This is a genomic window from Prolixibacter sp. SD074, assembly GCF_009617895.1.
Lineage (GTDB): Bacteria > Bacteroidota > Bacteroidia > Bacteroidales > Prolixibacteraceae > Prolixibacter.
In genome coordinates, this window is the sequence record NZ_BLAW01000001.1 from 1,322,236 (window position 1) to 1,339,581 (window position 17,346).

Annotated in this window: 12 protein-coding genes; 4 read left to right on the forward strand and 8 right to left on the reverse strand. The window is 45.1% G+C overall.

The window, feature by feature from the left end:
* The first annotated feature begins 24 nt into the window (after positions 1 to 24).
* The 4 genes from GJU82_RS05865 (at position 25) to GJU82_RS05880 (ending at position 6,493) form a co-directional block, all read left to right on the forward strand.
* Positions 25 to 1,266: a TolC family protein gene (locus GJU82_RS05865; RefSeq protein WP_153631292.1), complete on the forward strand. Its 1,242-nt coding sequence runs from the start codon at positions 25 to 27 to the stop codon at positions 1,264 to 1,266.
* Between the two features lie 48 nt (positions 1,267 to 1,314).
* On the forward strand, positions 1,315 to 2,271 hold the full coding sequence (locus GJU82_RS05870; protein ID WP_194830976.1) for an efflux RND transporter periplasmic adaptor subunit: 957 nt from the start codon (positions 1,315 to 1,317) through the stop codon (positions 2,269 to 2,271).
* Between the two features lie 21 nt (positions 2,272 to 2,292).
* On the forward strand, positions 2,293 to 5,325 hold the full coding sequence (locus GJU82_RS05875; RefSeq protein WP_153631294.1) for an efflux RND transporter permease subunit: 3,033 nt from the start codon (positions 2,293 to 2,295) through the stop codon (positions 5,323 to 5,325).
* A 427-nt stretch (positions 5,326 to 5,752) separates the two neighbouring features.
* Complete coding sequence (locus GJU82_RS05880) at positions 5,753 to 6,493, forward strand: acyl-[acyl-carrier-protein] thioesterase (protein WP_153631295.1); 741 nt, start codon at positions 5,753 to 5,755, stop codon at positions 6,491 to 6,493.
* A 159-nt stretch (positions 6,494 to 6,652) separates the two neighbouring features.
* On the opposite strand, the gene GJU82_RS05885 is transcribed toward GJU82_RS05880, so the two are convergent.
* From GJU82_RS05885 to GJU82_RS05920, 8 genes are all read right to left on the reverse strand, one after another.
* Positions 6,653 to 6,805: a hypothetical protein gene (locus GJU82_RS05885; RefSeq protein WP_153631296.1), complete on the reverse strand. Its 153-nt coding sequence runs from the start codon at positions 6,803 to 6,805 to the stop codon at positions 6,653 to 6,655.
* A 1-nt stretch (position 6,806) separates the two neighbouring features.
* Positions 6,807 to 7,220 (reverse strand): hypothetical protein, encoded by a 414-nt coding sequence (locus GJU82_RS05890; protein ID WP_153631297.1) that lies wholly within the window; start codon positions 7,218 to 7,220, stop codon positions 6,807 to 6,809.
* 285 nt (positions 7,221 to 7,505) lie between these two features.
* A complete protein-coding gene (locus tag GJU82_RS05895) occupies positions 7,506 to 9,572 on the reverse strand; it encodes a glycoside hydrolase family 97 protein (protein WP_153631298.1) in 2,067 nt (688 codons plus the stop codon).
* A 232-nt stretch (positions 9,573 to 9,804) separates the two neighbouring features.
* Positions 9,805 to 11,310: a RagB/SusD family nutrient uptake outer membrane protein gene (locus GJU82_RS05900; RefSeq protein ID WP_153631299.1), complete on the reverse strand. Its 1,506-nt coding sequence runs from the start codon at positions 11,308 to 11,310 to the stop codon at positions 9,805 to 9,807.
* A gap of 21 nt (positions 11,311 to 11,331) precedes the next feature.
* Positions 11,332 to 12,573, reverse strand: a complete 1,242-nt coding sequence (locus tag GJU82_RS05905; RefSeq protein ID WP_153631300.1) for a TonB-dependent receptor domain-containing protein — start codon at positions 12,571 to 12,573, stop codon at positions 11,332 to 11,334.
* Positions 12,574 to 12,964: 391 nt separating this feature from the next.
* Positions 12,965 to 14,179: a DUF5009 domain-containing protein gene (locus GJU82_RS05910; RefSeq protein ID WP_153631301.1), complete on the reverse strand. Its 1,215-nt coding sequence runs from the start codon at positions 14,177 to 14,179 to the stop codon at positions 12,965 to 12,967.
* The gene (gene nagA / locus GJU82_RS05915) at positions 14,169 to 15,302 is read right to left on the reverse strand and encodes an N-acetylglucosamine-6-phosphate deacetylase (protein WP_194830977.1); all 1,134 of its coding nucleotides are present in this window, start codon (positions 15,300 to 15,302) and stop codon (positions 14,169 to 14,171) included. Before nagA ends, GJU82_RS05910 begins: the two co-directional genes overlap by 11 nt.
* A gap of 147 nt (positions 15,303 to 15,449) precedes the next feature.
* Positions 15,450 to 17,312: a glycoside hydrolase family 9 protein gene (locus GJU82_RS05920; protein ID WP_228488585.1), complete on the reverse strand. Its 1,863-nt coding sequence runs from the start codon at positions 17,310 to 17,312 to the stop codon at positions 15,450 to 15,452.
* Positions 17,313 to 17,346 lie beyond the last annotated feature (34 nt).

Consider the following 17,346-nt stretch of genomic DNA (forward strand, 5'->3'; position numbering starts at 1 on the left):
AGCCGAAAAACTGAATGAAATATAATGAATTTGAAGATTAGGAGTTTACTTCTTTTATCATTTTTCATTGGAGGAGGAATGCTGCAGGCACAGCCTTCGCTTGATGATTACCTGAATTTTGCTTACGCGAATAATCCGTTGTTGAAAAGCGGACAGAACGCAGTGAAGTCGGCCAGCATCGACAGTGCGATGGCCCGCTCACAGTTTGGACCGCAGATTGGCTTTCAGGGCGATGCCAGCTATTATCCCACCAACGGAAAGTTCGGTTACGATGTGGCTCTTTCCAATAAGGGAATACTCGGCTCGGTGGTGAATTTCGACCAGGCTATTCCTTTTCAGAATCAGATGAAACCGCAATTGAAGGCTGCTTCCCTCAACCGGCAAAAGGCAACCAATGCACTTCATCTCACCCGGAAGGAAATCAAGAGGAATGTGACCCGACAATATTTGGTTACCTACGGCGATCAGCTGCAGTACAGCTACAATAGCGAGCTATTGAACACATTGCAGAACGAATCGAGTGTGCTATTGGAACTGACCCGCGCCAACGTTTACCAGCAAACCGATTACCTCGCTTTCCTCACCAATGTGCGGAAGCAGGCATTGTTGCTAACACAGGCCCGGATCCAGTTACTGAACGATTTATCACAATTGCGAAACCTGTGCGGCATTATCGATTCAGGCTTAGTCGCCCTACCGTCCCCGCAGATGATTCCGGAAGGTTCCGATTCCACAACGCCAACAGCATTTCTGAAACAATACCAAATCGACAGTCTGCGGTTAGTTAATCAAACAGAAATCAATAAGCAGCAATACCAACCCAAATTGAGACTGCACGCCGATGCCGGCTACATGGCGTCGTTTGAAAAGACGCCCGGAACAAACTTTGGCGGCGGCGCCGGGCTGAGCCTTTCCATCCCCATTTACGATGGCCACCAGAAGGAACTGCAACAACAACAACTGATGCTGCAACAGGAAGATTTGGATGCACAATACAGTTACTTCAAACAACAGTATAATCAGCAAATCAATGAACTGTTCCGGCAGCTCGGCCAAATGGAAAGCCAACAAACCGAAGTGGACGATCAACTCAGGATGGTGAACCAGCTCATTCGGGCCAACCGCAAACTGGTGACACAGGGAACCGTCTCCATTCCACAGTATTTCATGGTCATCCAGAATTTCATCGATTTGAAAAACGAACAGGGCCTCATCCGCATCAAACGATGGCTCATCATCAACGAAATCAATTACTGGACGGAATAACCGCTCCGGAGTAACGATATACAAACGAATTTGTCAGGTATGCCATTCATGAAAAGAAACAGTACCCGTTTTTCATTCACAGCCCAACGCTTTTGGCTGGCCGGGATCTTCGCACTTACGGCTTTGGCTTTCAGCGGATGCGGTCAAAAGGACTCTGCATCAACAACAGACCAGGCGGCGCCGCTCCCTGAGGTTCAGGTTACACATGTCAGGCGCGGGACCATTCAACAAACCGTGGAGCTCAATGCAACGTCCGTGTTTCGGCGTCAGCATGTACTAAAATCGCCCGTCACCGGGTATGTCTTCAAGTCGTTTGCCGAACCTGGACGTATGGTAAAGAAGGGCGCCCCGGTTTTCGTTATTGAAACGAAAGAATCAAGAGCGCTGGGCAACAGCCTGGATAGTCTGAACCTGCAACTGGGCCTGTCGGGAAGGATAACCATCCGTGCCAGTGTATCAGGCTACGTGGCCTCCATCAGTCACCAAACGGGAGACTTTGTACCGGAGGGAGAACCGCTGGCCACCCTCAACGATCGCAACAGTATGGCCTTCCTGTTGAATGTTCCGGTTGAATGGCCGACCATTATCCATAACGGGATGCAGCTTCCGGTAAGGCTGCCTGACGGACGGACACTGACCGGAGTGGTCACCGAAACATTGCCGTCGGTTGACCAGGCTGCACAAACCCATCAGGTGATTATCCGCGTGGGAAAAGCGGGTGTAGTTCCCGAAGGCCTTATGGCCAAAGTGTCACTGGCACAATCGGAGAAGGAGAACACACAGTTGCTTCCCAAAACGGCCGTTCTGGCCAACGAAACGGAAACCCATTTCTGGGTGATGAAGATGCATGGAAAGGAAACGGCCGTAAAAGTTCCGGTGACCACCGGCATCCAAACAGCTGACAGCGTGGAAATACTCACGCCAACGTTCCGGCCAGCCGATGAAATCCTGACGACCGGCAACTATGGAGTCCCTGACACCCTGAATGTAAAAGTGATTCGCTAATTACGAAACTTTTTTCTATCGATGAACATTAAAAACTTCTATACCGCATTTAAAAAACCGGTAACCTTTTTACTGGCAATACTTCTTTTGGGTGGTGGCTATTTTTATTCCAAGCTTCAGGTTTCCCTTTTCCCGGAAGTAACATTTCCCAAAGTAAAAGTAATTGCTGATGCCGGACTGCAACCGGCCAACCGAATGATGGTGACGGTGACACGGCCGATGGAAAATGCCATCAAACAGGTTCCCGGCCTAAAGATGATCCGTAGTATCACCAGCCGTGGGAGTTGCGAAATATCTGCATTTCTCGACTGGAAATCGGATATCAATTTAAGCCAGTTACAGATACAATCGCGCATCAACCAGATTCGTGATCAGCTTCCCGCCAATATCAGCATTACGGTGGAGAAGATGACTCCCTCCATCCTGCCGGTCATTGGTTATTCGCTGGAGAGCAAAACCCGCTCGCTCATTGATTTGAAATATATGGCCACCTACCAGGTGAAACCATTCCTTTCGCAGGCTGAGGGTGTAGCCTCGGTGGCTATTCTTGGCGGTAAAGAGAAAGAGTACCGCTTCATTCCCGACCGGCAAAAGATGTCCAGCCTCGGGATCACACTGGCTACATTGCAAAGTCGGTTTGCTGCTACCGGTTTCATCCGCTCCAACGGATTTCTCCCCGACTACAGGCGATTGTATCTCAGCGTGACTGACGCGTCGATGCATGATAAATCGGATGTGGAAAATATGGTAGTGAAGAATGATGGGAACCGCGTTATTCTCCTGAAAGATTTGGGACAGATCAAAATCGAGAAGGCCACAGAATATATAAAAGTCAATGCCAACGGAAAAGAAGGCGTGCTGGTGAATATTGTGAAACAACCCGGTGCCAACCTGATTTCTACCACCGATGCCGTACAAAAAAATTTGGTCCAACTGCGGAAATCCTTACCTAAAGATGTTAGCATCAAACCTTATTATGTTCAGGCTAATTTTGTAAACGGCTCGATCCGGAGTGTGATGGATGCGTTTTGGATTGGGCTCGTACTGGCCATTATCGTAGCGCTCATATTCTTACGTTCAGCGAAAGCCGGAAGCACTATCCTGATTGTCATTCCAGTTACGTTGGGCGCTACGCTGACGGTCCTCTACACGCTTGGATACACCTTCAACATCATGACGCTGGGGGCGCTGGTGGCAGCTATGGGACTTATTATCGATGATGCCGTGGTAGTCATCGAACAAATTCACCGGACACACGAAGAGCATCCCGACGCCCATTCCCGCAAATTGGTGGGCAAAGCCATCCGTTATCTTTTTCCGGCCATGGTCGGATCATCGCTTAGCACCATTGTTATCTTTCTGCCTTTTGGCCTGATGTCAGGCGTAGCGGGCGCCTATTTCCACATCATGACCAACACCATGATGATTACGCTTATCTGCTCGTTCCTGGTTACCTGGCTGGGCTTACCGGTGGTGTATCTGCTGCTTTCAGGCAAACCCAAAAAGAAAGCGGACAATCCGAAAGTTCATGTATTGAAACAGCAAACCTGGGTGAACTTTTTCACTCATCATGCCTACATCAATGTGGTGATTGTGGTATTACTCCTGGGCGCGATTGTTTGGATTTACCCGCGACTGGAAACCGGTTTCCTTCCGCAAATGGATGAAGGAAGCATCGTACTTGACTATAATTCCCCTCCAGGCGCCTCGCTGGATGCTACCAATAAAATGTTGGATAAGGTGGATAAGATTATTACTACTATACCGGAAGTAAAAGCCTATTCCCGGCGTACCGGAGCACAAATGGGCTTCTTCATCACCGAACCAAACCGTGGCGATTACCTGATCGAACTGAAAGGGCATCGGCAACGAACCACTGACGAAGTAATTAATGACATCCGGCAACGGGTGGGTGCCAAAGTACCGGGCCTCATCACCGACTACGGACAGGTAATTGGGGATATGCTGGGGGATCTTACGACCTCTGTCCAGCCCATTGTCATCAAAATATTTGGAAACGATGACAAAAAGTTGAGATCGCTTTCGAAGAAGACGGCTTCACTGGTAGAACGGGTAAAAGGAACGGCTGATGTGTTCGATGGTATTGTAATTGCCGGTCCGTCGATTTCGGTCATGCCCGACTACGCCGCCATGGCCCGATACGGGATTACTGCCGATGATCTCCAGTACCAGCTTCAAGCGGCTGTGGAGGGGAATGTGGCCGGCGATATTTTTAGTGGAAACTATCTCTCGAACATCCGCATTATTGATCACGACAGCACAAATATTGACCTCGACCGGCTGCAAAACCTGAAAGTATTTATGCCGGGTGGTCAGCTCATTCCCCTCTCTCGCGTCGCCAAAATTAAATTTCAAACGGGTGAATCGGAAATTGAACGCGAAAACCTACAAAACATGTACGGCGTAACAGCCCGTCTGGCCGGACGCGACCTGGGCAGTGTCATGAGCGACATCAAAGCGACCATCCAATCCAATCTGGTCATTCCCCAAGGCTACCAGATTGAATACGGAGGCGCTTATACTCAACAGCAACAATCATTCAAAGAGTTGTTAACAATTCTCATCATTGCCAGTATGCTGGTATTTGGGGTCATTCTGTTCATGTTCCGGGAGCTGAAAGTTCCACTCATCATTCTGCTCATTTCGATACTTGGATTATCCGGTGGTTTCATGGCGCTCTACCTGACCAATACGCCGCTCAATGTGGGCAGCTATACCGGCCTCATCATGATTGTGGGTATCATTGGCGAAAATTCAATTTTCACTTATATGCAATTTAAGCGCACCTTTAAAGAAACCGGTAGGGTACATGAAGCCATCACCCATGCCATCAGCGTCCGGTTGCGCCCAAACCTCATGACTGCTCTTTGTGCCATCACTGCACTGGCGCCATTGGCCTTGGGCATCGGTACCGGCGCCCAGTTGCATCAACCATTGGCCATTGCCGTGGTTGGTGGATTTATTGTCGCACTTCCGCTGTTGCTGGTTGTGTTGCCCGGGTTGTTGAGCCTGACACATAAGGAGAATGAGTAATGAACAATGAGAAATTAATAATTAGTCCCGATAGCTATTGTGGATGAATAATTGATTTCAAGTTTCAGGATGGGCTTTATCCGGCAGTGCCGGATGAATATTCTTCACCCCCAATTAATTTGGGGGTTGTGAACTCCTCCTTTGCGACCAACCCCGAAGCGGGTTGAATGAAAGCAACCAAATTAGCTCCTTCCGGAGTTGCGGGTGTATCTGAATTGCTTTTCCACCGGTGAAGAATAATTTATCCCTCAAGGGACGCCTCTGCGAAAACTGTCCATCGAAGTCGAACAACAGAAACAACAGGAACAACAGAAACTCTTCCAAACCTGAAACTTTTAAACCTGAAACTTATCCCCTTTTCTTATCTTTGCCTCTTCAATCCGCCGTGTACCATTACCCGGCAACGGCGCCAACAAAACATTTATCGATGAAAAAAGTCTGGGAAGAATCCTTTAAGATAGCCTCATATCACCTTGATTTTCAACAGGAGTTAAAACCTTCCGTTTTACAGCAATACTTTCAGGAAGCGGCCGGTAACCATGCCGAGAACCTGGGAGCCGGTTACGACACACTCATGGAACGTGAACTGTTCTGGGCTCTGTCGCGCATCCGGGTAGAGATTGACCGCATGCCCAAATGGGGCGAAACCATCCGCATTGAAACCTGGCCGGTAGGCCTGGAGCGCCTCTTCTTTCGCCGCGACTTCCGGATGTACGACGAACAGAACAACGAAATCGTTCGTGGTGCGTCGGGCTGGTTACTGGTGAACGCCAAAAGCATGCGTCCGCAGCGTTTGTCGGCCCTTGGGGTAGAGTTACCCGATAATGGCGGAAAGACCGCACTGGATGCTCCCCTGCCCGACCGTATCTCCCTCGAAAGAGCCGAGCCGGCGTTCCGCAAGGTCATCCGTTACGATGAAATCGACATGAACATGCACGTGAACAATACCCGCTACCTCGACTGGGTGACCGATTGTTTCGACCGCAAGCATTACGAGCAAAATGTTCTCAGCGCTTTTAACCTCGAATTCCTGTCGGAAGTACATTGGGGAGACGAAATGGAAATGCAAATCGACCGCAACGGAACCGAAGCAAAGGTACAGGCCGTTGAGACCGCTTCCGCGAAAGCGTTATTTAAAGCCGATGTGGAGTGGCGGAAAAGAGACTAACAATCTCTTTCCGCCGGAAGGCAATGTACGACAAAGACAAACCAATAGCAGGGCAGGGTGCATTGCACCGTTGAATCGATGCCCGGCACCTGTTTCCAGCGTTCCCGCCTTGCCGCACATCGCTTCTGCTATTGGCTGCCTGTCATCCCTCAAGCGAAATTATTTCTTCGGGACCTGTGGTTTTACCTGTTCCAGGAAATAATTGTTTTTCAGGGAGTCCATCTGTTCAAACAGTTTATCCATCTTTTCCATGTTGTTCCGGAACCGTTTGGAGAAAAAGTTTTTCCGGTAAAAGTCGTACTTCTTAATCATCTTAAATACTGTAGCTGATATCACTTGTCCACACGCCACCCCACTTTTCTCCGGTTCGAAAAGTACTGTCGGCTTCAATATTCTGACACAACTCATCAAGCGACATATTGCAAACGGCATTTAACAGCGATGACTCGCTACGGAAAGCGGGATATTTCGAAATATCGTGTTCCAATGACCATTTTGAGGCCACATGGGCATCAGGATTGTAAGTATTCAGTACCAATTCGGTATCGTAAATACCATCACCGTCAGGATCCTTTAACTGCATCCGGTCATCGAGATGAAGGTTGTCATAGTCCTGGTTCAGCGAAAAAGTATTGCCTGCTATATAAAGGCCTTTAAAATCGTTCTTGGCAATTTTATCCCTATGTACATCTTCATAATACCCCTTTTCCTTGAACGCTTTGAGCACCAGACGAAAATCAACCCGAAATTTTGCCCGGACGTTTTTGGGCAAAAACGGTATAACCTGTTGTGGTTTTGTGTGCTTCGGCTGTTGACCAAATTCCGTATTAATCACTATGCGCCCCTCTCCCGACGGAACAATATTGATTTTATGACTTGTATTGTATAGCAGTTCATCGTCCTTCCCATTTACGCCAATACACTAGATAATTTATCACTCTACTTTTATGCTTTGGCAACAAACCGGAACGGGCATCGATAATCTACCCGTCCCGGCGTCATCCTTTTCAGTCTATTCCATTGCTTTAAAATAGATTGCCTGACCTCCTCCTTTGGCCAGTTTCACTTTCAGTACCGTTTGGTTGGTTACCCGTTCGCAGTGAATTGAATAATCGAGCGGATTTTTATCCCAACTGGCATCTTTTCCATCGGCATAAATAAACGCGCTATATGTTATCCCATCATTTAAAAATGAGAGCGGAATATCGAATTCCCTGGCTGACTCATTGGTGATACTTCCCAATGCCCAGTTCTTGGTCCCTTTTTCTTTTCTGGCGATGGTTACATATTCACCGATTTCCGCATTCACAACTTTTTGAGCATCCCAATCAACCGGTACATCACGAATAAACTGGAAGGCGGGATTATTTTCATAATTCTCAATGATATCAGCGGCCATTTGAACCGGGCTGTAGAAAACGACAAACAAGGCCAGCTGCTTCGCCAGCGTGGTTGGAATCTGATTGTTTTCGCGGTATTTTTCCAGTTTTATATCGAAAATTCCCGGAGTAAAATCCATCGTTCCTGCTAACATCCGGGTAAAAGGAAGAATTAATGTGTGCGAAGGGTTATTGCCTGGCTTCCCCCAGGCATTAAATTCCTGGCCACGGGCGGCTTCTTCCGCCATCAGGTTTGGATAAGTCCTGCACAATCCGGTAGGTTTTATGGTTTCATGAACAAATAGCATTAACTTATGCTTTGCGGCTTTTTCCAATGCGGTCCGGTAATTTTCAACCATCCATTGCCCCTGTTGATAATGAGTTGCCGGAATAATTTGTCCAACGTAACCAGATTTCACCGTCTCGATACCCAACTGATTAAAGTAGTCGTAGGCCTTGTCAATGTCCCGCATGTAATTGCCGACCATGCCGTTGGTTTCATGTTGCCCGATTATCTTAACTCCCTTAGACCGGGCATAATCCACTACCTCTTGAAAATTAAAATCAGGATAAGCAGTCACCCAATCGAATATCGTTTTCCGTTCATTTTTGATCCATTCGACATGCTGATCGTTCCAGCCTTCGATGAGTAACGATTCGATACCGTTTTTACTGGCAAAATCAATATACTCCTTTGATCTTTCGGTTGTGGTTCCATGATTGTTGTTCTCCATTTCCCAATCGTATTGACCGATGTGCATGGCCCACCACAAGCCAATGTATTTCTGGGGATGAATCCAATCCGTATCCTCTATCTTACACTCATCATTGAGATTCTCAATCAAATTCGATTCAATTAAACCAGCTGGCGATTCTGAGATTTGAATCGTGCGCCAGGGCGTTACAAAAGGAGTTTTTGTTTTTACTTTAACTCCGTCTTCCCAGGCGACCAGTGCGCTGGTCATTTTTAATGCTTCCGCATTACACGAAAGAGTCATCCCTGCATAATTGGCCAGGTTGGCTTCATGAAAGCTCAGGTAAGTCCCTTCTTTCGTTTTCATCGTAATCGGGGTACTTACCGCCTTTATATCAGGGATATATGAAGAGATGAGAGCATCCCTCAAATAGGGTGTATCATCTATTTTGCTAAACTTCGTATGCGAATAAAGATGTTCATAGCTATCCCAATCACCCGGGGTCCACCAGCAACTATTGTCACCCGTTAGTTGAAATTCCGTCTGTTCGTCCATTATCTGGACATCCTTTAGATTCTTCTGTTCCGGAAATTCGTACCTAAATCCCAGCCCATTATCATACACTTTAAAAATGATATTGAATCGTCTGCCTAGCCGGGATTCCTCCTGAAGTTGAACCGACAACATGTTATAGTGATCCGCAACTTCAATTGTAGGGCCCCATTTTCTGCTCCACTTTTCGTTTACTGATCTTGTTTGAGCGTCAATCATCTGGATATGATTTTTTAACTCGTGTGCCTTTTTGAACCGGAATGCGATAAAAGAATTGCCTATAATTGGTTCATCCTTAAATGAAACGTTGTAATAAGGCCGTCCCTCATTATTCACGGCAAATACCACATTAATCCTTCCATCCGGGGAACTGACCGTTTTTTTAGCATTGTCGGCATAGACATAGCCCTCCATTAAAAGAATGGATAGCAATATATAAATGTATTTTTTCATAACTGATTGACTATTTTGTGATAAGACATAGTGAGAGCTCCGGTCAGCCAACGTGGACAGATGACTGATTCATTCAGTCCACTCATTTCCAACCGCTATCGCACACTATCTTCTGAGAAGCTAACAGCTAATCAGTATACCTCAGTCTCGTGTTTATCTGTTTATTGAAAAGGATTTCTACTACAGGTAATTAAATCAGGCTTCCACTTAAACATGGAAGCCTGACATATCATTAATAACCGGGATTTTGTACTAAGTTGGTATTTTTATCCATCACTGACTGGGGAATAGGGTAAATGCCACGGTAAGAAGGTGTCGCATCCTTATTCCACCAAGGTTTGAAATAATCTCCAAAACGGATATTATCGGTTCGACGATGTCCTTCATACACAAATTCGAATTTCAGTTCATTATTAATGAAATCAAGATCGATTGTTGCTGGTGTTGACAACCCTGCCCTGGAACGAACCTGTTCAACTAACGGTCGAGCCATTCCGGGGTCTCCCAGCCTGACATAACTCTCAGCTTCCATTAACAATATTTCAGAATAACGAATGAGTACCCAGTCGTTGTCACGCTCCCAACCCTGACCGTCTTTCACTTCATATTTATACATCCGAACACCTTCATTGGGTTTTGCCGCGTTCAAATCGGAAATCTCTTCAGTATAATCAAGCTCACTGCCATCATCCAATAAAATCACCTGCCCGGTACTCAGATTGATTTGTTTGCCTTCGAGCAGTGATTTTTTCCGTAAGTCACTATCATTAAACGAGGAATAGAGACCAGGCTGACTGAGGAGTCCGTTGGGACTTCCGGGGTAATTTCCGGTTCGTGATATAGCGAATTTCTGATATTCATGAATGGTCATCGATTGAAGATAATTACCTTTTGTTCCGGATTTACTATCGTAAGGAATCACAAAAATATTTTCCTTTGATACCTCATTCTGAATCAAGAAATTAGTGAAATAATCTGGTTCCAGAATATAACCCGATACTTTTTCACAAACATCTATACAATCCTGCCATCTGGGAGTTCCGGTGTACACTTCTGCATTTAAGTACAATCTTCCTAAGAGCGCATAGGCTACATTTTTCGTGAAACGGCCATAAATAGCTTCACTGGGCAATTTATTTACGATGTCCTTTAATTCTGATTCAACAAATTCAAAAACCTGTTGTCTGGTTGAATTGGCAGGTAATTCAGCTACCTGATAGTCGGTTACAATAGGAACATTTCCAAACATATCTAAAAGCAGATAGTAATAATAAGCCCTGATACCGCGCAGTTCTACATTAATAGCTCCTTTCTCTTCTTGCGTGAGATTCGATTCATCGACCTGATAAATTACGGAGTTAACTTTTGAAACACCTTCGAAGCAATACCTCCAGGCGCTTAAGAGCATTCGGTTTGCCGGAGTCCAGGTATGATGCTGAGCTTCCAAATAAACGCCGCCATCATACCATCCACCTCCTACTTTGGTCGCGATACACGCCTCTTCTGAGGAAACTTCCGTCAAAAAGAATACATATTCACAGGTGGGATAAGAAATGGTGATTCCATCATTAAATCCTCTTAAGGAAGCGTATGCGTTCCCGATAATCGTTTTGATCTCGTCAGGAGTTTTTCCATAATCGGCCGACTCCACTTTATCAAATAAATTTTCGTCAAGATTCGTGCAGCTCTCGAAAAATAACAGGGGCAGCAACAGAATTATATATATTATTTTCTTCATAGCGATTTCTATTAATAAGGTTTAAAAAGAAAGGTTTACACCGAAAGTTACCGTTCGTGTTTTGGGATAGTAATTATATACATCCATTCCCGGATTATCCAGTCCATCTATGTTCACTTCAGGGTCGATACCACTGTATCCTGTCAGCACAAAAAGGTTTTCACCTGTCACATAGATTCTGCATTTTTTAATCCCCATTTTTCCGGTATTGATATTATATCCAATGGTAACATTCTGGAGCCGCAAAAATGAAGCGTCTTCAATCCAGTAACTTGAATAAGCTGCATTTGATGTAATGCCACTTTCCAGTGAACTATTCGTGACATTGTTGACAGGTAAGCGATTCGGATCACTGAGCACCATCGCGGTCGCATTCAACACCTTCTGCCCAAACATACCATAGGTTGATACTTGAAAATCAAAATTCCGGTAGGTCAAATCCATGCTAAATCCCAGGTTGAACTTTGGCTGTGCATTACCTAAATATTGGGCTTCACCATCATTCTCATAAACAACTTCACCGTTTTGATCCAGTCCAAGACTTTTAGGTCCCCAAAAACTTCCGGGAGCATACCCCTCTTTAATTACCTGAGCATATTGACCAGACATACCTGGAAGGCCATGAAGCGAGCCGGAATAGATGGCATCTGTTTGATAAGTCTGATTTGATAATTTCTCTATTTTCTGAATATTATGTGAAAGAGTCAGTGTTGTATTCCAGCTAAAATCTGTTTTCTGCATCAGATTCGCATTAAGAGTCAACTCATAGCCCTTGTTACTTAAGTCGCCAACATTTGCCAGGATTGTTCCGTACAGATACGGTGGCTGCGGAACTTCATAAGTGTAGAGAAGATCACTCGTTTTTTTCCGGTATACTTCAAACGAACCATTGATGCGATCAAACAATGAGAAATCAACACCTACATTTAATTGGCTAGTTGACTCCCATTTCAAATTTGGATTAGCGTTTTGGATAATACCGTAGGATTGTTTCCAGCTGCCGGTTTCGGCATCGTAATAAGGAGCACCACCAGCACCAATGAGAGATAAAGATTTATATTCACCGATGCCGTCCTGGTTTCCTGTTATTCCGTATCCAACCCGTAATTTCAAATAGCTCAGCCACTCCGAAGAACTCTTCATAAATGATTCCTCAGATATCCGCCATGCCAATGAAGCCGAAGGAAACAAACCCCACTTGTTATTGATACCAAATCGTGAGGAGCCATCAAAACGAATCCAGCCGAAATCAATATCCAGGATACATTATAACGGGTACGACGAATCAAACTGATGGCAATAACAGCAGCACCAATTTGAATCATCATCGACAACAGGAGGGCAACCTTGAGCAACATTTTTTTAGTAAAACTAATCAATATCTGTCTTACTAGTCGTTTTCCGGTGCTTAGAGATTTTTTTTCATCATAGAGAATTGACCAGAGATAAACTGAAGCCTCATCCAGGGCTTTCCAATTCTGAATTTGGTGCCCTCTTTATTTTTATATGAAAATCAACTATTTGCCGCAAATAACTAAAAACAGGTCACCTTATAGTTCACTCAACTCCAATATACTTATAATAAATAAGTCTATATTTTTATTATTAAATAGAAAGAAGGCAATGTGTGACGTTGAAAAGTCTTTCCCTTGTATTATAGCCTCAACCGAATGTTAATTTTCGAAAGCAGTGCAGTAAGTCCAACCATGGCCAAAGCCCATAACAATGAACCACCGACAGCCAGCAACGCGCTGTGATCCTGCTTGTAGAAGAAAATATGAAGTCCCAGTCCGCCAACCAGAAAATAAAGGATGTCCGGTGCCAGATACGTAGTTAGGGAATTTTGACCGGCCGGAAGAAATATACTGCCCCAACGACTTTTTTTCTGTACATCCAAAAAGTAATACAAAGCAGAGAAAACAAGTAAACTAATCCCGTTGCAAAGCATTCCCCAGCTGGGAGTAGCATATATTTTAGAGATGATGAACCAGTTCCTTAGAACGAAGCCCATAACAAGGGACAACAGACCAGCTGAAATAATCACAGGCAGCAGTTTCCTGTAGTGAGTCCCATATTTTTTCATCAACATCCCGGTTAACAATCCTGCCATGACTATAAACGGTACATTTCCCTGGATGAGAATGCCCAACAGCGGTTTGACCGGATTAAGAAATTCCAGTACTCCCACCTGAGACAATACGTTCAGAACGAAGAAAAAGAGGAATACCAGGGTGTTTGCCCAAAATCGTTCACCGACCAGGAGGAAAGAAGTACCGGCTGCAAAATAACCCCATCCGATCAATCCAAGAATCCCCCACCAGCCGGTCTTGAGCCAACCAATGTGTCCGGGTTCTCCGGAACGGAAAATGATCACCATGACAACCAGCCCAACCACTCCCACCAGCTTCAAACCAGCGTACAACTTTTTATGTTGGGATAAATCAGGATACCTGTTCCATATCAGGAAAATGAAAACAAAGACCAGTATCGACCACCAGTAATGATTCATCCCTGTCAGAGTGGAATTTACCGAGCCCATATTCAACATCAGCACACCAATTAACAACAGGCTAAAGGTACGTACCAATATATGCGTGAATATTTCCTGCCTGCTTTTTCCTTTAGACAGACGGGAAGTAATAGCAAACGGGATAGAGATACCCACCATAAACAGGAATCCGGGGAAAACCCAATCAGCCAATCCCATACCATCATAATCGGCAGGAGTATGCACCAACCAGGAAGGAACTCCCGGCTCATACAGGTCATTCACAAACAACATGAGAAAGAGCGTCAGTCCTCTCATGATATCAACTGACAAAACGCGGGATGTCTTACTACCGGTTATTGTATTGGTTTCATTCACCATATCCGTTTTTTAAATTCCCAATTACATTCAATTCCCGATCCAGAAGAATCAAATCATCGTCCTTACCAATTTCAATACTTCCTCTTCGGTGGTCAATTCCCAAAAGCTGGCAGGGATTATAAGATACAAACCGAACAGCCTCGTACAACGAAGCTCCTGTCAGTTCCACAAACCGTTTTAAGATTTGGTTGACCAAAAGATTGGAGCCCATTAAAACATTATCCGCTTTATACCTGACACCGAATTCATTTGATACGATTTCCCGGTTATAGGAAGTATATTCGCCATACTCTAACCCTGCGGATACCACCGCATCAGAAATCATAACAAGTTTCTCCCTGTTCAGGCTGGAATAACACATCCGGATGGTCTCATCATTTAAGTGGATCCCGTCACCGTTCAATTCAAAAAAAGTGTCGTGATTAATGAACGGCAGCATGGCCAGTCCGCTCCGTTTATGAGATACTCCCGACATCGCGTTGAAAAGATGGGTAATATTCGTTTTGTACTTTCCCGGTATATCTACATCCTTTATTTCACAATTCGAATGACCATAACAGGGAACGACACCATGCTCATTTAAGTAAGCAGCCATCTCCCGGCTCCCGTCCTTCTCCGGTGCGATGGTCATTAGTTTCAATAACCCTCCTGTTTCACCGATGATTTGTTCCAACCGCTCACGGTCGAAATCGAAGATATAATCTGCTGAAATGCCACCTTTTTTCTCCTTGCTGATAAAGGGGCCCTCAATGTAAATTCCCGGGATATCCGCCAACAAACTGGATTGCTGAATTTTCCGGACTACATCATTCACAACCTCCCGGTTGTATTGGAAGGTCGGCACAAACGTATTGATTCCGTTTTGTTTCAGAAACCCGGCAGCTCTTTCCAGGTCGCCCTCATCCAGAATATCAAAACCATAGGTACCACACCCGTGGATGTGTACTTCAACAAAACCTGGAGAGACGTATGCCTGCTTAGCATCAATGATCGTGAAATTTCCAACAACTGCCACGTCTTGCGAGATATCGGTAATGGTGTTGTTTTCGACAACAATATCGAAACCATCCAGAATACTGTCTTTCAGAATGATTCTTCCGTTTTTAACGATATAGTTCTTCATTATAAATAACCTTTTTTGAACTAACACTTCAATTTCAAAACCTGAAAGGAATAGTGCCATTTTGCCCTGTTCCTTTCAGGTTTTTTCGTTTACTAAAACGAATGTAAAGAGGAATAGACAACTCCCGGCATATTCCCCAACAAAAAATCAGTCCCGGTTCTCTTTCCTTCCCTCCGATTCGAGAGCCGAAAGCAGATAGCTCAGACTGGCCGTACCATCCATCGTCGGTTCATTGGTCGAATAATCTCCTGTGTCATCATGATACACTGCTACAGAAGACTGAAACGCCCGATAGGGATCTTCTCCTGATAAACCTGAACCAATATGCTGTTCAAAAATGGAACGGTATATCGGGCCATCCACCAATCCTCCAAGCGGTTGCCGGTTTAACAGAACGACCGCTCCGGAATGAGTCTGAGTCGGGAAATCGCCGTTTCCAGGAATTCCGATGATCATACTGGTACCCCAGGGATTACAGCCAAATAGCCAATCAATTAATGACTGCTCCATTTCCTGGTACTGCTCATCCCCGGTCGCTTTGCGGTACAAATTACACTGCGTAGCCATAGCTACAACCAAATTATTGGAACACCAGATAAAAGGTATTCCAATAAAAAAGGGATTATTTTTTCCTTTGTTAAAAACACGTTGTATCCCCTGTTGATAGTAATGGTCAAACAAGGAAGCTTCCTTGTCCCCTGTCCCATAAGCCAAATAATAATGTCCCAGATTGATGAACGGATACCATTGATAATGTCTGGCGGTATCGGCACCCATCCAGGGAGTAAACGGCTCCTGTTTGCCATAGCTTATGGCATCCTCCAGATAGGTATCATTTTTGGTCAGAAGATAAAGCTGAGCAGCAGCCAGTTCCATATCGTCGACCCAGTTACCCTCCTCGTAAAAGTAAGGGGACACATAACATGCCGTCTGGCATACCCCGGGATTTTTCTTACCGAAATCATAAGCTTCCGACGCTTTTTTGAAGATTTTTTCCGAAAACTCCGGATAATATTTTTTTAGGAGCTTACTTCCAAGGGCAAAAGCTGAAGCATATTTCCCGGCCGTGGAAGCAATACCTGTTGCATTGTTTTGGTGAGCCGTCGATCCCTGGGGTTTACCTGTGCAAAAATAAACAGGCCTCTCTCCACCTTTTCCTCTGCCATAGTCCGCCGTGTCTTTATCCGGCAGTTTAAAGCCAATGTGATCCCGGTCATCAGCAATCTGATTGTACATCTGCCCTTCGGAGGGGTTCATCTTATCCAGCCAGTCAAGTCCCCACTTGGCCTGATCCAGTATATCAGGGATACCGTTGCTCCCCGGATCCCCGTTTGCCTGGTAGTGATCTCCGTAAACCGAAGGATTTTGTTGGTAGGCAAAAAGCATTTGATAGGTGGCATTTGCTGAAGTAGTCACATATTGCAGATAGTCGGTAGCATCATGCCATCCGCCGATTACATCAATATGCGTCGAATCGATTTTTTTGTCCGGGTTATAAATGATGAATCCGTCTTTCACATGACAGGAATCCTTGTAAAACGGATTATACCCACACTGCTGTTGCCGCATATACTGAAGAATGTAGTCCGCCATATGAGCATACACGTCATTCCCTATTTGAAAAACAGGGGATTTAACCTCTCCGACCTGAATATAGTACCGACCAGGCTCTTTCCAATCGGAAAAATTGAGCCTGTAGCTTTTTTGAAAAGGTCCCCATACCGGAAATTCGGTAACCTGCTCCGATTCGTAAACTTTTTCATCTCCGTCAGCCGAGAAAATTGAGAATTCTGTTATACCTCCATCTGAATTACTTACATAGACGGCATTCTTGACTGCATCGGGCATATATCCTACCTGATTAATCCTGATCCATGCACTTTCCTCCCGGGAGTGGCAGGATGTCATCAGGACAACAAACACTGCGAATAAACAATATTTCATCATCAATATTTTTAACCGGTTATCTTTAAGGGAATGAGGAGCAGCACAACCTGCGAAATTAGTCATACCCCCCTCATTCCACTGAATCTAACGAACCAAA

Excerpts from the sequence above, each read along its gene's own strand:
- GJU82_RS05865 (WP_153631292.1), top strand. The coding sequence starts at position 25 with ATGAATTTGAAGATTAGGAGTTTACTTCTTTTATCATTTTTCATTGGA.
- GJU82_RS05870 (WP_194830976.1), top strand. The coding sequence starts at position 1,315 with ATGAAAAGAAACAGTACCCGTTTTTCATTCACAGCCCAACGCTTTTGG.
- GJU82_RS05875 (WP_153631294.1), top strand. The coding sequence starts at position 2,293 with ATGAACATTAAAAACTTCTATACCGCATTTAAAAAACCGGTAACCTTT.
- GJU82_RS05880 (WP_153631295.1), top strand. The coding sequence starts at position 5,753 with ATGAAAAAAGTCTGGGAAGAATCCTTTAAGATAGCCTCATATCACCTT.
- GJU82_RS05885 (WP_153631296.1), bottom strand. The coding sequence starts at position 6,805 with ATGATTAAGAAGTACGACTTTTACCGGAAAAACTTTTTCTCCAAACGG.
- GJU82_RS05895 (WP_153631298.1), bottom strand. The coding sequence starts at position 9,572 with ATGAAAAAATACATTTATATATTGCTATCCATTCTTTTAATGGAGGGC.
- GJU82_RS05900 (WP_153631299.1), bottom strand. The coding sequence starts at position 11,310 with ATGAAGAAAATAATATATATAATTCTGTTGCTGCCCCTGTTATTTTTC.
- GJU82_RS05910 (WP_153631301.1), bottom strand. The coding sequence starts at position 14,179 with ATGGTGAATGAAACCAATACAATAACCGGTAGTAAGACATCCCGCGTT.
- nagA (WP_194830977.1), bottom strand. The coding sequence starts at position 15,302 with ATGAAGAACTATATCGTTAAAAACGGAAGAATCATTCTGAAAGACAGT.
- GJU82_RS05920 (WP_228488585.1), bottom strand. The coding sequence starts at position 17,312 with ATGACTAATTTCGCAGGTTGTGCTGCTCCTCATTCCCTTAAAGATAAC.